The sequence below is a fragment of the Acidiphilium sp. genome, assembly GCF_049977125.1.
GTDB lineage: Bacteria > Pseudomonadota > Alphaproteobacteria > Acetobacterales > Acetobacteraceae > Acidiphilium.
Map to the genome: position 1 here is coordinate 12,340 of NZ_JBMFGY010000013.1, position 23,937 is coordinate 36,276.

Here is a 23,937-nt window from a genome sequence, read left to right on the forward strand (position 1 = left end):
GGGTTGCGTTACCTTGCGTGGCCGGCAATCGATGTGCTACGCGAAAATTATGGGTGTTACGATTTCCAGTTTCGAGACGAAATCGAGCCGCGTGGCGTCACTGCCGCGCGCTGCCTTTGCGCTTCGACTTATCCACCCCTGGGCGTGAACCCGGGCTTCTGCCCGGCGCGCGCAGGGGGGCCAGATGTCGAGGTTCAAGACTGCAGCAGCGAAGTGAGACCAACCCATGACAATCAATCACCCAAATTTCGGCGCGATCGCGGATGATCGCGTCATCATATTCGACACAACCTTGCGTGATGGTGAGCAATCGCCGGGTTTTTCGATGAATCTCGACGAGAAGCTACGCATGGCGGAGGCGCTGGCGGATCTTGGCGTCGACGTGATCGAGGCCGGATTTCCGATTGCGAGCCAGGGCGATTTCGAGAGTGTGCGCCGGATTGCCGAGAGTATTCATGGCCCCGTGATCACCGGGCTGGCACGATCGGGCCGTGAGGACATTCTGCGGGCGGCCGAAGCCGTAAAGCCGGCTGAGCGCAAGCGCATCCACACCTTCATCTCAACGTCGCCGCTGCATATGAAGTATAAACTGCGGATGGAGCCCGAGGCGGTGCTGGAAGCCGTTGGCCGATCGGTCGCGCTGGCGCGGGAGTTCACCGATGATGTGGAGTGGTCAGCCGAGGATGGCAGCCGCACCGAACCTGATTTTCTCTGTCGTTGCGTCGAGGCGGCGATCAGCGCGGGGGCAAGCACGATCAACATTCCCGACACTGTCGGCTACGCCGTGCCGGCCGATATCGCACGGATTTTCTCGATGCTGCGTGAACGTGTGCCGGGCGCCGACGGCGTCATTTTTTCGACCCATAACCATAACGATCTCGGCCTTGCCGTCGCCAACACGTTGGCGGCAGTGAATGCGGGCGCCCGGCAGATCGAATGCACGATCAACGGTATTGGTGAACGTGCCGGTAATGCCGCGCTTGAGGAAGTGGTCATGGCGATCCGCACCCGCCGCGATGCCGTGCCTTTCAACAACGGTATCGAAACAACAAAAATCCTCCGCACATCAAAACTATTGGCCGCCATCACCGGTTTCGACGTTCAGCCCAACAAAGCGATTGTTGGGCGCAATGCCTTCGCCCATGAAAGCGGAATTCACCAGGATGGTGTGCTGAAGAACGCAGCGACCTATGAAATCATGACCCCGGAATCGGTCGGTTGGCAAAAGACCAGCCTGGTACTGGGCAAACACTCCGGTCGCGCGGCATTTCGCGATAAATTGCGCGCGCTGGGCTATGGCGAAGTCGGCGATAACGCGTTGAACGATGCGTTCCGCCGCTTCAAGGATCTGGCCGATCGCAAAAAGCTTGTCTACGACGAAGACATCACCGCCCTGTTCGACGAAACCGTGGTGCGCGACCAGAGCCGGATCAAATTCATCTCACTCGAGGTCTGGTCAGGATCGAAGGCGAAGCCGCGCGCCGTGCTCGAACTCGAGGTCGATGGTGTGCGTCATGAGCAGGAAGCGTTCGGCGATGGCCCGGTGGATGCGACGTTCAATGCCATTCGTGCGATTTCGCCGCATGAGGCGGAGTTGCGATTATTCACTGTCGGCGCCGTGACCGAAGGCACCGACGCCCAGGCACGATGCGGCGTCCGCCTGGAGGAGAGCGGCAAACTCGTCGATGGTCAGGGTGCCGATACCGACACGATCGTGGCGGCGGCGCGGGCCTATATCCATGCGCTGAACAAGTTAATGGTCAAACGCGCCCGCACCGAACCGGCGGCGCTATCGGCCTGACAGAAACGCCAGCAGGGCGGCGCCGGTTTCCTCCGGCGCTTCCTCGGCGAGGTAATGGCCGCAAGCCAGCGCGCTACCGCTGAGTGTGCCGGCACAATACGCGCGCCAGATCTCCAGAGGTTGGTATAGCGCCCCGACCAAGCCGCGCGCGCCCCACAGAACCAGCGTGGGGCAGGCGATTTTGGCGCCGCTGCTGCGGCTGGCGCGGTCGTGTTCGAGGTCGATCGTGGCGGCCGCGCGGTAATCCTCGCAAATCGCAACCACCGTCGCCGGATTGGCGATGGCGCGTTGGTAGTCGGCCATTGCAGGCGCCGCGAAGACGGCGGTTGCCGTTTTATGGCGCGCACTCTGAGCCAGCAGCCAGCGTCCCGCATCGAGGTTGATCAGTTCTTCCGGAAATGGATGCGGTTGTGCAAGGAAGAACCAATGATAATAGCCCATCGCGAAACGCATATCGGTGCGCTCAAAATGTTCTATAGTCGGAATGATATCGAGAAGCGCCAATTGCCGCACCCGTCCGGGGTGGTCCAGTGCAAGCCGGTGTGCCACACGCGCGCCGCGATCGTGCCCGACCAACGAAATCGCATCGATGCCGAGGTGGTCGATCAGTGCAACAATGTCCTCGGCCATGGCCCGCTTTGAATAGGCGACATGATCAGCACTTGCCGGAGGCTTGTAGCTTTCACCATAGCCGGTGATATCCGGGCAGATAACGGTAAAGCGCGATGCCAGGGCCGGCGCGACTTTGTGCCAGATGTAATGGGTCTGCGGCATGCCGTGCAGCATGACCAACGCGGGGCCGGTACCGTGGGTGCGCGCACGGAAATACCGGCCATCGCCGAGCCTCAACTCGTGAAGCGTGAAATCGTCGAATGTTTTGCTCATGTCGCGCCCCGGCAGTGGTTGTCGAAAACGATGATGTCCGATGGTGCGGCTTGTCGCCGCCAACACGAGGTCGCTTTGAACAGCGCGGCCACCTGCGGAATCAGAGTGCGGCTTGAGCTATCGACCGTGATATTGGCAATGATGATCCGGTGGAATCGCATCATCGCCGCGGGATGGACGGCGTCGGCGGTTCGGATGATTTGCACCAGCAGGCGCGACGGTGCCGCAGCGATAAAGGGGCCGGGAATGCCGACGCCATCATTGCCGAACGGCACGACAACCAGCGTATCCGGCCCCGAATTTGCCGCGGCGCTGCGCGCTGTGCGCGCCGCCGGTTGCATGGTTTGAGGTGCGATCGCAAGGCCGATGATGGCGCTCAGCTGAACAGCCATCAATACCGCGGCGAGGCGCGGCCTGTCGCGCAGGGCGGCGGCAAGAATCAGGCCGATATAGGGGAGTCCGAGCCAGACGTAGCGGACCTCGATCGGCGTATTATCGAAAATGGCGCCGAGGGCGAGCAGGCCGATCGGAGGTGCCAGAATCAAACTGACAATCAGGGCGCGGTGGCGCGGTGCCAGAAGTGGCAATCCGGAGCGGATTGCAACAATGACGAGAAATGCGGCAAACAGACCGAGACAGGCTTCAAGAACGATCGACCATGGGTGCGGCATATAGCGGGGCAGGGCGCCGAGCAGCGCGCCGGCTTGGTCGCGCGTGAGATCGAGCAGCGCGCGCGGCAGGAAAAACGGATGAAATTGTCCCTTGCGCGTACCGGCCTGGGCCAGGAAGAACCAGGCGCCGGCGGGGATGAACACGCCCGCGCCAAGGGCAGGCGTCAGCGCCTGCGCCGCATGGCGCCGGTTCGCAACGGCGAACCAGGCGAGTGCCGCAATTGTCGTGAAGCTCGCAAGATAATTGGAGAAACACGCAGCACCAAGCGCAACGCCGCCGAGCAAGGCCGGTACGCGATCCTTCCGGTTATCGGCAGCCAACAGCAGCATCACCCCGGTCAGGGAGAGCGTATCGGCCAGCGCAAAATTGCGCGCAACGATCCCGGTGTAGGCAAACCCGTAGCACAACACGGTCAGAACGATCGTGAGGAGCGGGGAAACGCCAACCCGCGCCGCAATGCGTGCCAGGCTGGCGAGGCCAACCAACGTCAACAGCACCGAAAGGTCACGCATCCGTACCAGCCCCATGCCGACCAGATCGCGCCACAGCGAGAGCAGCCAGAAATAGAGCGGTGGGTGGACATCGCCATGGCGGAGGTCATGCGCGATCGTGAGAAACGTCCCATGTCCATGGTAGAAGTGACGTAGTGTCGCCACTGTGACAGGCATGATCGGCCAGTTTGGTCGGGCATCGCCGGCGATCAGAAAGATACTGTAATATTCGTCATATTCGCCGCCACGGCTCCAGGCGATGATCAGGAGAACGATCGCCACAACACCGAATATCGCAACAGTGCTGGCCTTCGGTCCGGGACGGGGAATGTTCATAACATGTCGCGCAATCGAAACCAGCTGGTCGCCAGAACCAAACTCGGCATCCGCAGCAACGGGCCGCCGGGGAAACGGGCGTGAGGAATGCTGGAGACGATATCGAACCGTTCCGCCTGACCGGCAACAGCCTCGGCAAGGAGTTTCCCGGCAAGCCCGGTCAAAGCGACTCCGTGCCCCGAAAATCCCTGGGCGAACAGGATGCTTCTGCCCAGTCGGCCAAAATGCGGCAGGCGGTTGCGGGTGATCGCGACATTGCCGCCCCACACGTAATCAACCCGCGCGTCGGCGAGTTGAGGAAAGGCGCGGCGGGCGCGGGCAAGCATCGACGCCGCAAGATGAGGCGGCGGCATGGTGGAATAGGACACGCGGCCACCGAATAGCATGCGATCGTCAGCGCTGCGGCGAAAATAGTCGAGCACGAAGTTCAGGTCGGCCACGGCTTCGTTGTTGGGGATCAGGTCGGGAATGTCCGCCCGAGGTTCAGTCGCGATGATATAGGTGCCGACCGGCATGACATAGCCGGCGATCGGACGGGCGAGCGAACCAAGATAAGCATTGCCGCAGAGCAACAGATAATCGGCTGTTACCGTGCCGTGCGGGGTGCGGAGCTTGATCGTGGTACCCTGATCGATCGCGCTCACCCGTGTGCCGGTAAATATATCCGCCCCCGCCGCGATCGCGGCATGGCCGAGGCCGAGCGTGTAATTGAGCGGATGAATATGGCCGGCCATCGGATCGTAAAGCCCGGCCAGATAACGCGGACTGCGCAGCCGTTCCTGCAACGCGGCACCATGCAGCAGGGTAAAACCCGACGCGCCCAATTCGTGAAGTTCACTCTCCCACGCGTGCAACTCACGAACTTGCCGAGACTTGACCGCGACATGAAGATAGCCGCGTTGCGGATCGCACGGGATAGCGAATCGGTCGATCTGCGCGTGCAGCAGCGTGACGGCTTCGACCGACATGTCCCATAAGGATTTGGCGGCCTGCGGCCCGACCAATCGACGGATTCTGGTCTGATCGGCGGCGAAACCCGGCAGGGCTTGGCCCCCATTGCGCCCCGATGCCCCAAACCCGATGTGCCGAGCTTCCAGCACCGCGACACGATAGCCACGCTCAGCGAGATGCAGCGCCGCTGAGCATCCGGTCATGCCCGCACCGATAATCGCGACATCGCACCGAAAATCACCCGTCAGCGGCGCTGTGGTCGTCGGAAACCGCGCGGTTGCCTCGTAGTAATTGGCCAAGACCATCGGTTGATCAGACGTTCAACAGCAGATGTTCGCGCTCCCACGAGCTGATCACGCGCAAATAAGTTTCGTATTCAAGACGTTTGACGGCAACGAACACCTGCACCAGCTTTTCGCCGAGAATGTCATTGAGGGGCCGTGATTGCTCCATCATCTCAAGCGCATGCGAAAGTTCCCGCGGCAGGCTGTAAGGTTGCGAATAGGCCGATCCCTTGAAAGGTGGTGTTGCCGAAAGCCCCTCCGTCATGCCCAGCAGGCCGCACGCCAGCGAGGCGGCGAACGCAAGATAAGGATTGGCATCCGCCCCCGGCACCCGATTCTCGACCCGCATGGCCGAAGGGTCGCCGAACGGCACCCGCAGACCGCAGGTGCGATTGTCATGACCCCACTGCAAATTGATCGGCGCATTGGAGAACCGGGTGAGACGGCGATACGAGTTCACGTTCGGTGCGAAAATCGGCATGATTGCCGGAATGTATTTCTGCATCCCGCCGATGAAGGACAGGAACAATGGGCTCGGCCGGCCGTCGCGGTCGGCGAACAGGTTCTCGCCCGTCTCGGCATCGACCACGCTTTGATGCACATGCATCGCACTACCGGGTTCCTGACCCATCGGCTTGGCCATGAAAGTTGCGTAAATATCATGCCGCAAGGCAACTTCCCTTACGGTGCGTTTGAACAGAAACACCTGATCGGCCCGGTTCAGCGGATCGCCATGCAGGAAATTGATCTCGACCTGTGCGGCACCCTCCTCATGGATCAAGGTATCGAGATCGAGTTCCTGGATCTCGCAGAAATCATACATCTCCTCGAACAGCGGATCGAATTCGTTGACCGCGTCGATTGAGTACGCCTGCCGCCCGGTTTCCTGCCGCCCGGAGCGGCCGATCGGCGGGACCAGCGGATAATCGGGATCGGTATTGCGCCCAACCAGATAGAATTCCAGTTCCGGTGCCAATACCGGCGTCCAACCACGCTCAGCATACAGCGCCAGCACCTGACGCAACACCTGCCGTGGTGCGATCGGCACCGGCTTGCCGTTGGCATAATGGCAATCGTGAATGATCTGCGCGGTCGGCTCATGTGCCCAGGGCACCAGACGCACGGTCGAAGGATCGGCGATCAGCTTGATGTCGATGATCGCAGGGTCGCTGAGAATATCATCGGGATCGTCCGGATATTCCCCGGTGACCGATTGAATGAATATGCTCTCGGGCAGGCGTGGGGCACCACCCTGATGAAATTTCTGAGCCGGCATGATCTTGCCCCGCGGAATGCCGGTAATGTCGGGCACCAGGCACTCGACTTCGGTAATGCGATGTTCGTTGAACCATTCAACCAGGTCGATCATGTCAGCCTCAGCGTATCGGCGCGCCCGGAATGAGCGCGCCGCAGTGTCGTGTTGTTAGTGCTGGCGCACGGCCGTCCAGATGGCGTTGAACGTCTGCAATTTGGTGCCGGCCAGCGGCGGCAGGAAGTGCAGATATTTCAGTTGTGCCGACGTCGGTTTGATCAGCGGCTTTTTGAGTTCGGGACTGAGCATGGGTCCAGATGCCGCGTTTGGACTCGCATAGAGATTGTAGTTGGAAAGCTCGGCGCCCGCCTTGGCGGACAGGATGAAGTTGATGAAGTCATAACCAAGCTTCGGATCAGGCGCATGTTTCGGAACCGCCATGGTATCGACCCAGATTTCGGTCCCCTGCTTTGGCACCAGATAGGCCGAATTCAGACATGATTTATCATCGTAGCACTCGGCGACCGCGCCATTGAACGTCATGCCGATCGCGATGGTGCCTTTTTTGACCTGTCCCATCGCGGGATCACCATCGACGAATCCGGTGAAATTCTTGCGCTTCTCAGTCTTCTCGATCAGTTTCGCCGCTTTGATCCACTCGCTTTTCTTGTTGCAGGTAAATCCATAACCAAGATAGGCGCAGGCAGCCCCCATCGTGTCGCGGCCTGAGCCTCCCATCAGCGCGAAGGGATAATGTTCATTCAATTTAGGATCGAACAACACCGCCCAGCTGTCCGGCAGCGTCGAGATTTTCGTCTTCAGATACGCGATGCCGGTGGTCCCCCATTGATACGGCATCGAGTAGTCATCGTGCGGATCGTAGCTGGGATTTTTGAACTTCGCTGACAAATTGCGGAAATTTGGAATTTCCGCCTTGTTGAGCTTGGCGATCAGCCCTTCGTGGATCAGTTGCGGCACATAATAACTCGACGGCACCACCACATCATATTGCGAATCCCCACCCGCCTTTAATTTGGCCGCCAGCGCGGCGTTCGAATCGTAATAGGTCTGAACCACCGTGCAGCCGCAATGGGCCTCGAATTTCTTGATCAATCCCTTGCCGATATAATCCTGCCAATTGAACAGATACAGCGTTTTCCCGGCCGCCTGTGCCGGGGGCGTCAGCGCGATCATGCCGCCGATCATCCCGGTGGTCACGGCACCGGCCATTACGAGTGTCTTCAGATGATGAAAACGAAATTGCATTGTCAGCCTCCTGGTGGTTTGATTGATCAGTCGCCGGTGCGCAGCACGGGATGCCGTTCTCTTTGACGCGTGAACCCGTATTGCAATAGGCCGATGCCGATGACAGTGGCAATCATCAGCGTCGCAAGGGCATTGATATCCGGCGCAATTCCCTTGCGGGCAACCGCGCTGTAAATATAAATCGGCAGTGTCGTGCTGCCGGGTCCCGCGGTGAAATAACTGATGGTGAAATCATCGATCGACAGCGTGAACGCGAGCAGAAACCCGCCGATGATTGCCGGCCGGATCACCGGCACGGTCAGATGCAGAAACGACTGCCGTGCATCGGCATACAGATCCTGCGAGGCCTCGAACAAATTCGGGTCAAGCCCAGCCATCCGGGCAAAGACCACGAGCGCGACATAGGGGGCCTGGAACGTGACATGCGCGATCCCCATGGTGAGGAGTCCCGCCGCGAACAGGCCCGTCGCCTTGTGCATCAGATTGAAAAAAATCAGGTCGGATATGCCAAACACGAGAGAGGGCATGATAATCGGTGTATAAATGATCAAGGCGGGCAGCGCCGCCGCAACCCCGCCGCGCGACCGGCTGCGAAACCGGCTCAACCCGAATCCCATCAATGTGCCAAGCGCCGTGCCAAGGATGGACGAGCCGAATGCCAATTCGAGCGAGCGGCGCAACGCCGCGAGCACATCAGGCGCGTGGAGCAACTCATCGTACCAATGAAATCCCGCGCCCGCAGCACCGGGTCCCGGCGCGAATGAAAACACCGCGATCAATGCCAGCGGCGCATAGAGAAGCACATAGACCGGCAGGCTGGTGAGCAGCAGAGTCCGGCGCATCGATCGTGCAACATGCTGGCTCATATCATGCTGCCCTCGGAACTCCCCAGGCGTTTGCTCATGACCCGAAACACGATCAGGCCACCGCAGGTGAATATCAACATGAAAATCGTTAGCGCGGCGCCATAGGGCCAATTCGGCGTATCAAGAAACTGTGAGGCGATCAGCGAGCCGATCATCATCGATTTACCGCCGCCAAGCAGGGTCGGCACCACATAATCGCCGAACGCGGGAATCGCGACCAGGATGATGCCCGACAGCAGGCCCGGGATCGTCTGCGGAAAGACCGCGTTCCAGAACAGCCTGCGGCCCGACGCGTACAGATCGCGCCCGGCCTCCACCAGACTCCAGTCAAGCTTCTCCGCTGCCGCGTAGAGGGGCACGACCATATAGGGCAGATAATTATAGGTCAGCCCGATCTGCATGGCGAAAATGCCCGGCATCAGACCAAGATGCGCCGGGATGAAACCGACCGCCTGCGCCAGATGGGACAAGACGGAATCCGGACCAAGCAACTCCATCCAGGCATAGGTGCGCACCACCTGATTGGTCCACGACGGCAGGATCACGAACAGCAACAAAAGGGGACGTAGCGCCGGCGGTTGCGTGACGATAAAAAAAACCACTGGATAGGCCAGCAGAATCGTCAACCCCGCCGCGGAGAGCGCCTGGAGCAGCGAGCGGAAAATGACCTCGATATTGCCAGGGCTCCAGCCGAGGATCGAATAGCCGGCGACCTCGCGAAACGGTTCGATCGATAGCGGCAGATGCGGATTTCCGTAATCGCCGATCGAGAAAAAACCGATCCCCAGAAGAACGAGGCTCGGAAGAATCAGGAACATAACGATCCAGAACAGCCCAGGTCCGGCGGTGATCCAGAGTCGCCATGCCCTCGCGAGGCGTTCGGCGCGCTCAGCGGCGCCCTGGCGGCTCACAGCCCCGGTCAGTGCCGACATCCCGCCTCCGCAATCATTGCTCGATCAGCATGATGTTGTCCGGCTTGAGTTCCAGCGTAACCCGCTCACCCGGCCGCCAGCTGCGCTCCGCTGCCTGGTTGTTGGTATCGAGCGCGAGGATAACCGCCCCGCCGGGCAGTTCAACATTGTATTGCGTCGAGGCGCCCATATAAATCGCCTCGCGCACAATACCGCAGAACATGTTGGGACGGTTCTCCGGAACGGCGCCCTCGCTATAAATCCAGATTTTCTCCGGCCGGATCATCGCGCTTCGCTGAACCCCGATCGCGGCGGTGACGGTCAACGGCCCGATCGAGGTATCGATCATGTTGCCCCCGGCCCGCGTGAAGGACCAGATATTGGACAGGCCAAGAAACTCAGCAACGAACACCGATCGCGGCTGTTCATAGACATCGAGCACCGGGCCAACCTGCAGCAACCGGCCGCGCTCCATCACCGCGATGCGGTCGCTCATCACCAGCGCCTCGTGCTGGTCATGCGTGACAAAAATGAAGGTCATGCCGAGGCGTTTCTGCATGCGCATCAATTCGACCTGAAGTTCCGCGCGCAACTTGGCATCGAGCGCCGAGAGCGGTTCATCGAGCAGCACAACCTCAGGCTCGTTCACCAGCGCGCGCGCGAGGGCCACGCGCTGGCGCTGCCCGCCCGAAAGCTGGGCCGGATTGCGCGCCGCGAACCCGTCGATCTGCAGCAGCGCCATGATCCGATCGACGCGTAGCTTCCGTTCCGGTTTTGCCACACCGCGCATCCGCAACCCGAAGCCGATATTATCGGCAACATTCAGATGCGGAAACAGGGCATAGGATTGAAACACCGTATTCACCGGCCGCCGATGAGCCGGCACCGCCTGCATCTCCCGTCCCGAGACCAGAATACGACCGGAATCCGGCACCTCGAAGCCCGCAATCATCCGCAGCAGAGTCGTCTTGCCGCAACCCGAGGGGCCGAGCAGCGTAAAAAACTCGCCAGGCCGGACCGTCAGATCGATCTGGTCCACCGCCACCACGCCGCCACCGAACACCCGGCTCACCCGTTCCAGCGCGATCGCGCCTCGGCTCGCGTCAGCCGCCGCCCATGGTTGAGCGCCCGGTTCGGCAGACGCACCCCGATCGGGCGCCGTGACGCCGGACAGGCTCATCCCGCCTCGGTCAGCTCAGGGTGGTGCGGGTTCGGCGGTGCGCGCATTCAATCTCCCCGGCAACCGACCCGGCACGCGGGTCGACGGCGCCTTGTTTAATGCTGACTTTACTCCCGTTACCCAGAGCATCGCCAAAGTTTTGCGGATCGTCAAGAATAATCAACATCCTTTGAATGATCGTTTCGTGATCCTGTTTTATATGTCGAAATCGGATGGGGCATCATGAAATCATGTTGCGCGCGCCTGACCGGCTGCTTAGAAGGTGTTGATTATTCTAAACGGCATCCGGACCACGAGGAGATCTCAATCATGCTGATCGGCGTTCCGAAGGAAATCAAGAACCACGAATATCGCGTTGGACTGACCCCCGCCTCGGTGCGCGAACTCCGCATGCACGGGCACCAGGTGCTGGTCGAAACCGCGGCGGGCGAGGGGATTGGCATGGACGATGCCGCCTACGCCAAGGCCGGCGCCCAAATCGCGCCGGACGCCGCAACGGTATTCGCCACCGCTGAAATGATCGTCAAGGTCAAGGAACCTCAACCGGGCGAATGCCGGCAACTACGTCCCGGCCAGATCCTGTTCACCTATCTTCACCTCGCGCCCGATCCCGAGCAAGCCAGATTGCTGATGCAATCCGGCGTCATCGCCATCGCCTATGAAACCGTGACCGACGAAAATGGCCGCCTGCCGCTGCTCGCGCCGATGAGCGAAGTCGCCGGGCGGATGGCGGTGCAGGTCGGTGCCGTATCATTGCAAAAGGCCAATGGCGGCTTCGGCGTCCTGCTCGCCGGTGTGCCCGGCGTGCCGCCCGCGCGGGTGGCGGTACTCGGCGGCGGCGTGGTTGGAGCCAACGCCGCGCGCATCGCCATGGGAATCGGTGCCGATGTGACGATTCTGGACAAATCGATCGCCCGCCTCGCACAGCTCGATGATTTGTACGGCCCCCACCTCAAGACCGTTTTTTCCACCGCCGAGGCGATCGAGGAGGCGGTATTTCATGCCGATCTGATCATCGGCGCCGTGCTGGTCCCCGGTGCCTCCGCCCCGAAACTGGTCACGCGCGCCATGCTGAGCCATATGCGGCGCGGCGCCGTTCTGGTCGATGTCGCGATCGATCAGGGGGGCTGTTTTGAGACCAGCAAACCGACCACGCATGACGATCCCACCTATATCGTCGATGGCGTGGTGCATTATTGCGTGGCGAATATGCCCGGCGCGGTGCCGCGCACCTCCACCTTCGCGCTCGCCCAGGCAACCCTGCCCTATGTCCTGAAACTCGCCGATCATGGCTGGAAAAATGCTCTCCGGGCCGATCCGCACCTGCGCGCGGGTTTGAATGTCGCGGAAGGCCGCATCGTGCATCCCGCCGTCGCCGAAGCTTTGGGCGAGTCGCTGCTGACCGCTGACGATGCGCTGGCAGCCGCGTGAGATCGCATGGATGATGGCCCACCGGCCGGGCGCGACGATGCCGCCGTCGGCGCACGGCTGAAGCGGACGCGTCAGCTCTTCGGCCTCACCCAGCGCGAATTGGCCCGCCGCGCGGGTGTCACCAACGGCGCCATTTCGTTGATCGAACAAGGCCGGGTCAGTCCCTCGATTGCGTCGCTGAAAAAAATCCTCAACGGCATCCCGATGTCGCTCGCCGAGTTTTTCACCATCGAGCTTGCCGCCCCGGAGGACGTGTTCTTCACCGCGGCCGATCTGACCGAAATTGCCTTCGAGGATCGTATCTCGTTTCGCATGGTCGGCCGTCGCCTCACCGAACGCGCCCTTCAGATGCTCCATGAAACCTATCGCCCCGGCGCCGATACCGGCGAGGCGATGCTGCGTCACGACGGCGAGGAGGCCGGCATCGTCGTGCGCGGCCGGCTTCTGGTAACGGTGGGCGACCAGGAACAGGCGCTCGGCATCGGCGATGCCTATTATTTCAGAAGCCAGATCCCGCACCGCTTCCGAAACCCGTTCAACGAATTATGCGAAGTGATCAGCGCAAACACCCCGCCGAGTTTCTGATCCCGCGTGTTTTTTAGTTGAATTGGCATTTCATTCTGGTTACAGTACTGAGATATGGTAATTTTTGACATCAGCCATGTCGAGTCCGGCCTGAACCACAGCTTGGCGTCGGTTCTCGTGGCGCCGCGCAACGGCCGCGCCGAGTTGCTTCGGCTCTGCGCCCGGATCGGTTACAGCCCCCACCACTCCTGATCGTTGCAGCCCCGCGGCGATCCCGCCGCGATCTTGCTCTAGAGCGATATCCGATTAAGTTGACGCGACAGCGGCAACATAATCGCATGAAATCGCTCGAAAAAACATAGAGATAGAGCGTTAGGCTGAAAGCATAACGCTCTAACATCGGAGTTATCTCATGCTCGATCATCCCGCCCCGGCGGCCGCTTCGTTGGATTTCGACTGGCAGGCGGCCGACGCCGCGCATCACCTGCACCCGTTCTCGGACCATAAATCCCTCCACCAGGGCAAAGTCCGCATCATCACCAGCGCCAATGGCGTTTACCTGACCGACGACGCCAACCACCGCATCCTCGACGGCATGGCCGGACTCTGGTGCGTCGCCGTCGGTTACGGCCGCCATGAGCTGGTGGATGCCGCGGCGCGTCAGATGCAGACATTGCCCTTCTACAATACCTTCTTCAAAACCGCGACCCGCCCGGTGATCGCGCTGGCCGATCGCCTGACCGCGATGGCGCCAGGCGATCTCAACCACGCCTTCTTCGCCAGCTCCGGTTCCGAAGCGGTCGATACCGCGCTGCGGATGGCGCGCACCTACTGGATCACCAAGGGCCAGCCCGCAAAACGCGTCATCATCGGCCGCGAATACGGCTATCACGGCTCAACCACGCTGGGCGCCGCCGCCGGCGGCATGGTGGACATGCACCGCCAGGGGGCGGCGCTGCCCGATTTCGCCCATGTCATGCCCCCCTACTGGTACGGCTACGGCGGTCAGATGAGCCTCGATGAATTCGGCCTCTACGCAGCCCGGCAGCTCGAGGACAAAATCCGCGAGATCGGCGCCGGCAACATCGCCGCCTTCATCGGCGAGCCGATCCAGGGGGCCGGCGGCGTCATCATCCCGCCCGACACCTACTGGCCCGAAATCAACCGGATCTGCCGCGACAACGACATTCTGCTGATCGCCGACGAGGTGATCTGCGGCTTCGGCCGCACCGGCCGCATGTTCGGCAGCGAAACCTTCGGCATCACCCCCGATCTGATGACGCTGGCGAAAGGCATCACCTCGGGCTACATCCCGCTCTCGGCGGTCCTGGTCGGAGACCGCGTGGCCGATGTTCTGATCAACGACACCGGCGAGTTCTACCACGGTTTCACCTATTCGGGCCACCCGGTCGCCTGCGCCGTCGCCCTGGCCAATCTCGACATCATCGAGCGCGAGGGCTTGGTGGCGCGGGCCGCGGCCAGCGGCATCAGGCTGCGCGAAAAGCTGCACGCCGCGCTCGATGATCAACCGATCGTCGGTGAAATCCGCGGTACCGGCCTGATCGGCGCGATCGAACTGACCGCCGACAAACGCACGCGGCGCTTCTTCGATAAGCGTGGCCGTGTCGGCACCCTCTGCCGCGACCACTGTTTCGCCAATGACCTGGTGATGCGCGCGGTGCGCGATACCATGGTGTTCTCCCCGCCGCTGACGATCACCGACGACGAAATCGACGAGCTGGTCGCCCGCGCCACATCAGCGATCAAGGCGACCCAGGCCGATGTGCAATCCGAAATCCTGTGAGCGATGTTATGGACATCGTCTCCACCCATGAGGACCGGCTGGCTCTCCTGAGCGGGAGCGAGCTGATCGAGGCCTTCATCATCGATGTCAATGGCGTGCCGCGCGGCAAATGGCTGCAACGCGACAAGGCCCGCGCGCTGCTTGGCGCCGGCATCGCCATCCCCCGCTCGGCCTATCTGCTTGACATCTGGGGTCGCGACATCGTCGAGGGTGGCATCGCCTTCGATACCGGCGACCCCGATGGTAACTGCATCGCGGTGCCTCACAGCATCGCGCGCATGCAATGGGCCGAGGGCTGCGCCACCCAAGCGCTGCTGACCATGCAGGAGCCGGATGGCTCGCTGTTCTACGCCGACCCGCGGGGCGTGCTCGCCCGCGTGCTCGAACGCTATGCGCAACAGGGATTGACGCCAGCGCTCGGTGTCGAGCTTGAGTTCTACCTGGTCGATCCAAATCGCGCCGGCGGTCAGCGCATCGCGCCACGCGGCGCCGATGAAAGTGCCTGGCGCGGCTGGCAGACCGACACGATGGGTCTGTGGGAAATCCACGATTACGAGCCGATCCTGCGCGACCTGCTGCGCGCGGCCTCGAGCCAGGGCATCGCCCTCGATACGCTGATCAGCGAAAACGGCCCGGGACAATTCGAGGTGACGCTGCGCTACGCGCCAGACGCCCTGCGGATCGCCGACGATGCGGTGCTCTTCAAAAGAGCGGTCAAACAGATCGCCCGCCGGCACGGCCTGTCCGCCACCTTCATGGCCAAACCCTTCGGCAACTGGGCGGGCAGCGGCATGCATGTCCATATATCGCTGCTTGATCGTAACGGTGACAATGTCTTCACCGGCGATGCCACACATCCGCACCCGATCCTGTATCACGCGCTCGGCGGCTTGGTCGCGGCGATGCCCGATACCATGCTGGTCTTCGCCCCCCATGCCAACTCCTTCCGTCGTTTCGCCCCCGGTACCCATGCCCCGGTGTTCGGCGACTGGGGGCACGACAACCGGATGTCGGCGATCCGGGTGATCAATGCCGAGCCCCGCGCGGCGCGGATCGAACACCGCGTCGCCGGGGCCGATTGCAACCCCTATCTGGCCTTCGCGGCACTGCTCGGCGCGATGCTCGATGGTATCGAGACCAAGGCCGACCCCGGCCCGGAAACCATCGGCGACCGGACCGGCGCCGCCGCCCCGAAACTGCCGATCGCCTGGAGCGCCGCGACGGAACGCTTCGCCGGCTCGTCCCGCGCCGCGGATATTTTCGGCGCCCGGTTCCAGGGCATTTTCGCCGCGTGCAAACGCCAGGAAATCGACGAATTCCGCCATCGGGTCTCCGATGTGGAATACGACGCTTATTTAAAAAACGCCTGATGCTGCAGCCCGCCTGCACAGCAGTCTATAATAAAAGATCACGCCAGGAGAGTTTAACCGAACAGGAGACAGACAATGCGAACAGAGTTGAAAGCAAACTCACTTTCTTTTATTGAATCGATTGTTATGGGTATTGCCGGCAGCGCGCCGGGTTACACCATCGCGGTGACCACAGCAGCGCTGATCGGCGCCGCCGGCTTCATGTCACCGGGCAGTCTGATCATTTTTGCGGTTCCAATGCTCGGCATCGCCGTCGCCTACAAGGCGCTGACCAAGCGAATGGCGCACGCCGGCGCGGCCTATGAATGGACCAGCCGCGTATTTGGCCGGTTTTTCGGCTTCTTTTCCGGCTGGGCGCTCCTTGTGGCTTCAATGGTCTTCATGGTCACCGGCAGCCTGCCGATCGCAACCTCGACCCTCAATTTCATCGCCCCTGCGCTGACCAAGAGCGTGCTCGCCACCACCAGCGTCGCGACGATATGGTTCCTGTTGATCGCCGTGGTACTGATCGCCGGCATCAAGCTGACCAGCAAAATTCAGATGATCATGAGCTCGATCGAGCTGCTGATCCTGGCGATCGTGGCCATCGCGGCCTTCGTTCACATCGGCCTGCATGGCGCGGTCAATCCGTTCTCATGGTCCTGGTTCGGCTTTCACTACACCGCCGGCGGCTTCGCCGGTGCCGCGCTGGTCGTGATCTTCTTCTACTGGGGGTGGGATGTCACCGCCAATCTCGCCGAGGAAACCAAGGATGCCGAGATCAACGCCGGCAATGGCGGGTTCGGCAGCGTATTCGTGACGATCACCTATTATGTCGCCTTCACGCTGGCGGCGCTGCTTTTGTTCACGACCAAGGCGGCGGAAGGCTATAGCGACAATATCGTCTACAACATCGCGATCGCCTCCGGCCTGGGCAGAACCGGGGGATTATTTGCCTCGATTGCCGTCATATTGTCCTCGATCGCGACGCTGGAAACCACCATGCTGCAATTCTCGCGCACCCTCTTCGCCATGGGGCGGGATGGATCGCTTTCGCGCACGTTCGGTGTGGTTGACCAACGCACCGAAACGCCGGTGCGGGCGATGTATCTATTGATCGGCGTCGGCCTGGTCGTTCTGTGGGTATCGTCGCTGATGCCCTCGATCAACGCGATTATCACCGACTCGGTCAATGCCATCGCCATCCAGGTCGCCTATTATTACGGCCTCGCCGGTCTGGTCGCGGCCTGGATGCTGCGGGATATCTACCGTGAATCGGTGCTGCGCTGGATCGGACTTTGCCTGTTCCCCGGCGCGAGCGCGATTTTTCTGTTCGCCATGGCGCTCTACGCGATCACGACGTTCAACCTCGTCACCAATCTGGTCGGGATCGGCGGCTTGATCGTCGGCATCGTCTTTTTCCGGCCCAAAGCGACATCATTGCCAAGCGAGCCGAACCCGGCAGCGGCGCAATAGAGCGATATGCGATTAAGTTGACGCGGCAGCGGTAACATAATCGCATGAAATCGCTCGAAAAAACATAGAGCTAGAGCGTTTAGCTGAAAGCATAACGCTCTAGCGCACCCCGTGATGTGACTGAGCCGGCCGGTTCAGTCACATCCACAATAGGTCGCGCCATTTCCGATGTCTTCACAGCGTCACCGTTCGGCCCGATGGCACCCTGATCGCCGATCGATGCCATGGCAGGCAAACCAGCACCATGGCGTTTCCATCCGTCGCGGGGCCGCCAGGGTGCCGGTCCCGGTCAGAATAGCGACAATTGTGCACCCGGCCCGGTTCGATGCGGCGGGCGCGCAAAACCGCTGCAATCGAGTGGGGGCGGTTCGTCACTGAGCCCGAACTGTCTCGCCGCGCGGTGAAACCGGGCGCTGAGAAGAGCCGCATACGGGCCGGTGCCCACGAACCGGCTGCCGAATTTCGCATCGTTCAGCGCCCCGCCCCTGGTCTGGCGGATCAGGCTGAGAACATGGGCGGCGCGATCGGGCATGATACGGTTTAACCAATCCTCGAACAGCGCACCAACCTCTTGAGGCAGACGCAGCAGAATTGCGTTGGCGCTCTTCGCCCCAGCCTCGGCGGCGGCTCGGAGGATACGCTCGAGTTCAGCATCGTTCAGCCCTGGAATCATCGGCGCCGCCAGTACCCCGACCGGAATACCCGCAGCGGTCAGCCCCGCAACGGCGTCAAGCCGCCGGATCGGACTCGAGGCGCGAGGCTCCATTGCGCGCGCGAGGCGCGGATCGAGCGTGGTGATCGACAAATGCACCCGTGCCAGGTTGCGTGACGCCATTTTCCCCAGAATATCGGCGTCGCGCAGCACCCCGGCGGATTTGGTGATGACGCTGACCGGATGGTTGAACCGGTCGAGCACTTCGAGCACGGCGCGGGTGAGTTTCAACTGCCGCTCGATCGGTTGATAGGGATCGGTGTTCGATCCCAGCACGATCGGCGCGGGCGTGTAGGATTTGCGCGACAACTCACGCTCGAGCAGCGCGGCCGCATCCGGTTTGAAGATCAGCTTCGTCTCGAAATCGAGTCCCGGCGAAAAGCCAAGATAAGCGTGGGTCGGCCGTGCATAGCAATAAATGCAACCATGCTCGCACCCACGGTAAGGATTGAGACTCCGATCGAACCCGAGATCCGGACTATCGTTATGGCTGATGACCGAGCGGGTCGCATCGCGGATCAGCACGGTTTGCGGCGGCGCTACCGCCTCAGCCAGTGTCTCCCACCCATCGTCGACCCTGTCATGGTGCTCCGTCTCGAACCGATTGGCCGGATCGAGTCTGGTCCCACGTCCGTCGAGGCGGATCGTCCTGGAAACGAGTATTCCTGCGTTCATGATGTGCCCCAATCATTAACAACTCATTGTTAACAACGCGCACCACGCCGGTCAAGAACAAAATAAGAACACTTACACCGAATCGCTTACCGAACCCCCGAAGGCCAGAGAACAACCCGTAATGTCTGAAGAATGATCAGCAGATCGAACGCGATCGAAGCGTTTTTAACGTAATATAAATCATAGCTCAGCTTGGAGCGTGCATCATCCAGCGAGGCCCCATACGGGTAATTGATCTGCGCCCAACCGGTAAGACCGGCTTTGACGATGTGACGTTCGTTGTACAGCGGCAGTTGCAGCGCAAGCTCGCGGGTGAATTCCGGGCGCTCTGGTCGCGGGCCGACGAACGACATCTCCCCCCTGAGAATATTGAACAATTGCGGTATCTCATCGATTCGCGTGCGGCGCAGAAAATTCCCAACCCTGGTGATCCGACGATCATGGGCGTCGGCCCAGACCGCACCGGCGGTTTCGGAATCCAGTCGCATCGTGCGCAGCTTCAGAATTTTGAAATGCCTCATCCCTTTGGTAACGCGGATCTGCGAGTAGAACGGCGAGCCGCGATCCTGTAGCCAAACGGCCAGAATGCCACCCAGCAGGAACGGTGATGCCACGATCAGAAGGATCAGACTGACCGAGACATCAAGTGCCCGTTTCAGCGCGCGATCGAACATCGTGTATGAAAAACCTTCGGAATAGAGCAACCACGACAGATCGAGCCGCTTGATGTCGATCCGGCGGATTTCAGCCTCCAGAAAACTCATATATTGATACACTGGGTAGCCGGCCATTTTGCAGTCGATCAGCCGATCCAGCGCCATGCCGCGCCGTTCGTCCGGCGCAATCACGATCTGGTCCGCCCTCAATTGCCGGGCAACCTCAAGAATCCCGCCCGGTGACTGGATCACACGGCGGGAATCGTCACGCTGAAGACGCGGATCGACCGGCCCGAAACGCTCATCATGAACAAAGGTGACGTCGTAATGCAGATTACGACCCTCGCTTTGAAGCATCCATGCCAGATCCCATGCGCGCCGCCCGGCGCCAACCACCAGCAACCGGCGTTTCAGCAGTCCCGATTTGCGCAGACGCAAAAACGCCAACCGCGCGGCAACGCCGCATCCGGTGAAACAGGTCGAAGCCGCGACGAACAGCGGATCGGGCAGGAGCGGCGGCCAGGCCTTGCCCTGCCGCGCCAGCAGCATCGGCAGCACGAGCACCAACGCCGAGGCGGCGACAGTGCCGATGCCCACCACAAGCGGCAGTCGGCGGATCGAGCGTCTCACCGTCAAGATCACATCGCGGCGATACAGTCCCAGCGCATAGAGTGAGAGCAGATTGGCAAGCGGATACAGCGCCAGGATCAGCACGATCTCAAAGTCGATCCGTGGCAGCCGCCCCGGCAGCGCAAACCAGGCCGCAAACGGCCAAACCACCACAATCAGCGCGGCATCGAGGCAGAACATGACCGCCGCAGCGTTCATCGACCCACCCACTCCCCGCCAAACCAGGTCGCCAAACCGCGGCCACCGGTGCCGTCCGGCCTCGCCAGCCCCGCATCCCAACGCTCACCCATGGTCCCGGTCCTTGTTCATCACCTCGCAGGATGCCGGAAACTGGTTAAGAAAGTGCTAAAATCGCACAATAATCCCGATCAGATTACATCAGGACCGGCACCCATCCGTCGCTCGTGGGGTCAGCTCCGGCCGTAGGTATCCTCGTAGCGCACGATGTCATCCTCGCCGAGATACGCGCCGGACTGCACCTCGATCAGGGTCAACGGAATTTTCCCCGGATTCTCCATCCGATGAATGCAGCCAAGCGGCAAATAAAGGCTTTCATTCTCCCGCACCAAATGCGTCTCCGCGTCGCGCGTCACCACCGCCGAACCGGCCACCACCACCCAATGCTCGGCACGATGAAAATGCTTCTGCAACGACAATTTCGCCCCCGGCAACACCACGATCCGCTTGACCTGGAACCGATCCCCCTGGATCAGGCTCTCATAGAACCCCCATGGCCGATACACCCGCCGATGCGCCTCCGCCTCCGGGCGCTTGTCGCGCTTGAGCCGGTCCACCACGCGCTTGACGTTCTGCGTCTGCCCCCGATGCGTCACCAACACGGCGTCGGTCGTGGTCACCACCACAACATCATCCAACCCGAGCACCGCGGTCACCGCCCCCTCGCTGCGGACATAACAACCGCGCGAATCCTCGACCACGGCGTCCCCCATCGTGGCGTTGCCGGCGGCATCCTTCACCGCGACCTCCCAGATCGCCGCCCACGATCCGACATCCGACCACCCCAGCGCCGCCGGCACCACGGCGGCGCGATCGGTTTTCTCCGCAATCGCGTAATCGATGCTGATATCCGGTGCGCCGCCGAACCCCGCCGCACCAAGACGGATGAAATCAAGATCCGGCCGACGCTCATCAAACGCCAGCCGCACCGCCCGCGCCACCGCCGGCGCGTGGCGTTCGATTTCCGCGAGCAGGGTGCGCGCCGTGACGACGAACATGCCCGAATTCCACAAATATCGTCCTTCGGCAATCAATCGCGCCGCGCTCGCCGCATCGGGCTTCTCGATAAAGCGGGCGATCCGGAACGCACCGTCATGGCCGGGCAGGGGGTCACCCTGCTCGATATAGCCATACCCGGTCTCCGGCCCGGTCGGCGTCATCCCGAACGTAACAATGAACCCCGCCCGCGCGGTGGCCGCCGCAACCGCCAGCGAAGCCTGCAACGCAACCGGATCGGCGATCGCCGCATCCGCCGCCATGATCCACATCACCTGGTCAGGATCGGATTCCGCGACCAGCAGGGCGGCAGCGGTAATCGCTGGCGCGCTGTTACGACCCACCGGCTCGAGCATGATCCGCGCGCCGATCACCCCGGATTCGCGCAATTGTTCAGCAACAATGAAGCGATGCTCCTCATTGGCGACCACCACTGGCGGCGCGAAATCGCCGCCGCTCGCCCGTCCAGCGGTTTCCTGCAGCATGGTGCGCGCCGAAATCAGCGGCCAGAACTGCTTCGGATACGCCCGGCGCGACACCGGCCACAGCCGCGTCCCGGTGCCGCCCGAAAGGATGACCGGCACAATCGTTTCGTCCCGCGTTTCCGTATCGTCAGCCATGCTGGTCCCCATCGATCACGCGCCCTTCATTGCCAGCGGACGCGCTTTGCGTCCAGCATGACGAAAGGGGATCATCATGACCGGTTCGCACGCCAAACTTCACCTCGAAGATCTGACCAGCGCCGAATTGCGCGCCCTGCTGCCCCGGCGTCCGCTCGTTCTGCTCCCGCTCGGCAGCCAGGAAGATCAAGGCGCCCACGCCCCGATGGGCGATTTCTGCCTCGCCGCGCTCATCGGCGCGCAAATCGCCCAGCGCGCCACCGCCGCCGGCACGCTCACCCTTCTGGCGCCCACCCTGCCGTTCGGCGCCGCCGATCATTTCGGCGCCATCCCCGGCGGCCTCGCGCTCGCTCCCGCCACGTTCCGCGCCGTGCTGAGCGATCTTCTGGACAATCTCCGCCACAACGGCTTGTCCCGCGTCATCATTCTCAATGGCCACGGCGGCAACGCGCCGTTGATCCACGAAGTCACCCTCGCCATCCGCCGCGCCGGCGGCCCGATTATTCCCTCGGTCTATCTCTGGAAAATCGCCCGCCGCCTGATGGAACGCCAAAGCGCCATCCCCTCGGCCCGCTTCGGCCACGCCGGCGAACCCCTCGCCTCGATCACCCTGGCCCTCCGCCCCGCCGCCGCCCGGCCCGACCTCGCAACGCCTCCCGCCGCCCCTGCTCAGGTGTTCGGCTGCCCGGTCACCGGCTTCGGCGCGATCGGCTATGACTCCATCGAGATCGATGCCCCGCTCGAATACCCCGAAATCGCCCCCAACTCAGCCGCCGCCGACGCCACCGCCGCCGATGCCGCGCGCGGCACGGCCATCGTCGCCGAGCTGGTCGCCATGATCGCCCGCTTCTGCGCCCACGCCGCCACCCAAGCATGACGATCATCCCGGATTGGATTCCAGTCACCATCGCCGCCGCCCTGTTCCAGGTCTGGCGCACCGCGCTGCAAGCCCGCCTGCGCGGCAGCCTCACCCCCGCCGGCGCCGGCTTCGTGCGCTACCTTTACGCCCTCCCGCTCGACTATGTGCTGCTCGGCGTCACCCTCCTCGCCCTCGATGCAACCCTCCCCCCATTCGGCTGGCTGTTCGTCGCACTCTGTCTGATTGGCGGCATCGCCCAGATCATCGGCACCAATCTGCTCATCATGGCCTTCGCCCACCGCAATTTCGTGGTCGGCACCGCCTACGCCAAAACCGAAGCCGCCCAACTCGTCCTGGTGTCGGTCGTGATCTTCGGCGCCCATATCCCGCTCCTCGCCATCATCGGCATCATGCTCGCGGTCATCGGCGTCCTCGTCCTCTCGCTCGCCGGCGAAGCCATCACACCCGCCACCCTGCTGCGCGCCTCGATGCAACCGGCCGCCCTCTGCGGCCTCGGCGCGGGCTCCGCCTTCGCCGTCACCGCCATCATCCTGCGCAACGCCACACTCATCCTGCCCACCTCCACCCCAACGCTGCTCAAGGCCATGCTCGTCCTGGCGCTGGCGAACACGCTGCAAACCCTCGCCCAGGGCAGTTTCATGGCCATCCGCACCCCAGCCGAACTCGGCAAAACCCTCCTGCTCTGGCGCCGCGCCATACCCGTCGGCATACTCTCCGCCCTCGGCTCAGGCTGCTGGTTCATCGGCTTCGCCCTCACCAACGTCGCCCTGGTGCGCGGCTTCGGCCAGATCGAAATCCTGTTCACCCTCGCCGTCGGACATTTCTACCTCAAGGAACGCGCCAAAAAGAGCGAAATCACCGGCCTCGCCACGGTCGGCCTCGGCATCATCCTGATCGCCGCCGCCGGCATCCGATGACGCCGGGGGTCAATGAGGGGTGGGAAAGGTAAGGCCAGGGCTCTGCCCTGGACCCGCTAAGGGCGAGGCCCTTAGAACCCTTTAGTTTCAGGCAAGAGGAGGGCGATCCCGGCCAGGGGCTCTCAACGTTCCGG

The 23,937-nt window shown here is 61.9% G+C and carries 20 protein-coding genes; 9 read left to right on the top strand and 11 right to left on the bottom strand.

Going from position 1 to position 23,937, the window contains the following annotated elements:
• The first annotated feature begins 226 nt into the window (after window positions 1-226).
• Window positions 227-1,801 (top strand): 2-isopropylmalate synthase, encoded by a 1,575-nt coding sequence (locus ACP5E6_RS03955; protein WP_427951977.1) that lies wholly within the window; start codon window positions 227-229, stop codon window positions 1,799-1,801.
• On the opposite strand, the gene ACP5E6_RS03960 is transcribed toward ACP5E6_RS03955, so the two are convergent.
• Genes ACP5E6_RS03960 through ACP5E6_RS03995 form a run of 8 tightly spaced genes read right to left on the bottom strand, consistent with a single transcriptional unit; the run spans window position 1,790 to window position 10,895 of the window.
• Entirely contained in the window at window positions 1,790-2,686 is an 897-nt protein-coding gene (locus tag ACP5E6_RS03960; RefSeq protein ID WP_427951980.1) for an alpha/beta fold hydrolase, read from the bottom strand. The genes ACP5E6_RS03955 and ACP5E6_RS03960 overlap by 12 nt on opposite strands.
• Window positions 2,683-4,185 carry a glycosyltransferase family 39 protein gene (locus tag ACP5E6_RS03965; protein WP_427951982.1) on the bottom strand — a complete coding sequence of 501 codons (1,503 nt, stop codon included), beginning with the start codon at window positions 4,183-4,185 and terminating at the stop codon, window positions 2,683-2,685. Before ACP5E6_RS03965 ends, ACP5E6_RS03960 begins: the two co-directional genes overlap by 4 nt.
• Window positions 4,182-5,441 carry an NAD(P)/FAD-dependent oxidoreductase gene (locus ACP5E6_RS03970; RefSeq protein WP_427951985.1) on the bottom strand — a complete coding sequence of 420 codons (1,260 nt, stop codon included), beginning with the start codon at window positions 5,439-5,441 and terminating at the stop codon, window positions 4,182-4,184. Before ACP5E6_RS03970 ends, ACP5E6_RS03965 begins: the two co-directional genes overlap by 4 nt.
• Window positions 5,442-5,448: 7 nt before the next feature.
• Window positions 5,449-6,789 carry a glutamine synthetase family protein gene (locus ACP5E6_RS03975; RefSeq protein ID WP_427951988.1) on the bottom strand — a complete coding sequence of 447 codons (1,341 nt, stop codon included), beginning with the start codon at window positions 6,787-6,789 and terminating at the stop codon, window positions 5,449-5,451.
• A gap of 54 nt (window positions 6,790-6,843) precedes the next feature.
• Window positions 6,844-7,938, bottom strand: coding sequence for an ABC transporter substrate-binding protein (locus ACP5E6_RS03980; RefSeq protein ID WP_427951991.1), 1,095 nt, complete (start codon window positions 7,936-7,938; stop codon window positions 6,844-6,846).
• Between the two features lie 26 nt (window positions 7,939-7,964).
• A complete protein-coding gene (locus tag ACP5E6_RS03985) occupies window positions 7,965-8,804 on the bottom strand; it encodes an ABC transporter permease (protein ID WP_427951994.1) in 840 nt (279 codons plus the stop codon).
• Entirely contained in the window at window positions 8,801-9,736 is a 936-nt protein-coding gene (locus ACP5E6_RS03990) for an ABC transporter permease (RefSeq protein ID WP_427951997.1), read from the bottom strand. The genes ACP5E6_RS03985 and ACP5E6_RS03990 overlap by 4 nt, the downstream gene beginning before the upstream one ends.
• A 13-nt stretch (window positions 9,737-9,749) precedes the next feature.
• Window positions 9,750-10,895, bottom strand: a complete 1,146-nt coding sequence (locus tag ACP5E6_RS03995) for an ABC transporter ATP-binding protein (RefSeq protein WP_427952000.1) — start codon at window positions 10,893-10,895, stop codon at window positions 9,750-9,752.
• A gap of 37 nt (window positions 10,896-10,932) precedes the next feature.
• On the opposite strand from ACP5E6_RS03995, the gene ACP5E6_RS04000 reads away from it, so the two are divergent.
• The 6 genes from ACP5E6_RS04000 to ACP5E6_RS04025 all read left to right on the top strand — a co-directional run bounded on the left by ACP5E6_RS04000 (window position 10,933) and on the right by ACP5E6_RS04025 (window position 17,480).
• Window positions 10,933-11,121 carry a hypothetical protein gene (locus ACP5E6_RS04000; protein ID WP_427952003.1) on the top strand — a complete coding sequence of 63 codons (189 nt, stop codon included), beginning with the start codon at window positions 10,933-10,935 and terminating at the stop codon, window positions 11,119-11,121.
• An 83-nt stretch (window positions 11,122-11,204) separates the two neighbouring features.
• Entirely contained in the window at window positions 11,205-12,326 is a 1,122-nt protein-coding gene (gene ald / locus ACP5E6_RS04005; protein ID WP_427952006.1) for an alanine dehydrogenase, read from the top strand.
• Window positions 12,327-12,332: 6 nt separating this feature from the next.
• On the top strand, window positions 12,333-12,911 hold the full coding sequence (locus ACP5E6_RS04010; RefSeq protein WP_427952009.1) for a cupin domain-containing protein: 579 nt from the start codon (window positions 12,333-12,335) through the stop codon (window positions 12,909-12,911).
• 352 nt (window positions 12,912-13,263) lie between these two features.
• Window positions 13,264-14,655 (top strand): aspartate aminotransferase family protein, encoded by a 1,392-nt coding sequence (locus tag ACP5E6_RS04015; protein WP_427952012.1) that lies wholly within the window; start codon window positions 13,264-13,266, stop codon window positions 14,653-14,655.
• A complete protein-coding gene (locus ACP5E6_RS04020; protein ID WP_427952015.1) occupies window positions 14,652-16,025 on the top strand; it encodes a glutamine synthetase family protein in 1,374 nt (457 codons plus the stop codon). Before ACP5E6_RS04015 ends, ACP5E6_RS04020 begins: the two co-directional genes overlap by 4 nt.
• 126 nt (window positions 16,026-16,151) lie before the next feature.
• The gene (locus ACP5E6_RS04025) at window positions 16,152-17,480 is read left to right on the top strand and encodes an APC family permease (protein WP_427952018.1); all 1,329 of its coding nucleotides are present in this window, start codon (window positions 16,152-16,154) and stop codon (window positions 17,478-17,480) included.
• A gap of 289 nt (window positions 17,481-17,769) precedes the next feature.
• Here ACP5E6_RS04025 and ACP5E6_RS04030 read toward each other — a convergent pair whose 3' ends face one another.
• From ACP5E6_RS04030 to ACP5E6_RS04040, 3 genes are all read right to left on the bottom strand, one after another.
• The gene (locus ACP5E6_RS04030; protein WP_427952021.1) at window positions 17,770-18,867 is read right to left on the bottom strand and encodes a PA0069 family radical SAM protein; all 1,098 of its coding nucleotides are present in this window, start codon (window positions 18,865-18,867) and stop codon (window positions 17,770-17,772) included.
• Window positions 18,868-18,953: 86 nt separating this feature from the next.
• Complete coding sequence (locus tag ACP5E6_RS04035) at window positions 18,954-20,351, bottom strand: TIGR03013 family XrtA/PEP-CTERM system glycosyltransferase (protein WP_427952024.1); 1,398 nt, start codon at window positions 20,349-20,351, stop codon at window positions 18,954-18,956.
• A gap of 212 nt (window positions 20,352-20,563) precedes the next feature.
• Window positions 20,564-22,006 carry a mannose-1-phosphate guanylyltransferase/mannose-6-phosphate isomerase gene (locus tag ACP5E6_RS04040; RefSeq protein WP_427952026.1) on the bottom strand — a complete coding sequence of 481 codons (1,443 nt, stop codon included), beginning with the start codon at window positions 22,004-22,006 and terminating at the stop codon, window positions 20,564-20,566.
• A 76-nt stretch (window positions 22,007-22,082) separates the two neighbouring features.
• Between ACP5E6_RS04040 and ACP5E6_RS04045 the strand changes: the two genes are divergently transcribed.
• Entirely contained in the window at window positions 22,083-22,883 is an 801-nt protein-coding gene (locus tag ACP5E6_RS04045) for a creatininase family protein (RefSeq protein WP_427952028.1), read from the top strand.
• On the top strand, window positions 22,880-23,803 hold the full coding sequence (locus ACP5E6_RS04050; RefSeq protein WP_427952031.1) for an EamA/RhaT family transporter: 924 nt from the start codon (window positions 22,880-22,882) through the stop codon (window positions 23,801-23,803). Before ACP5E6_RS04045 ends, ACP5E6_RS04050 begins: the two co-directional genes overlap by 4 nt.
• Window positions 23,804-23,937: the final 134 nt, after the last annotated feature.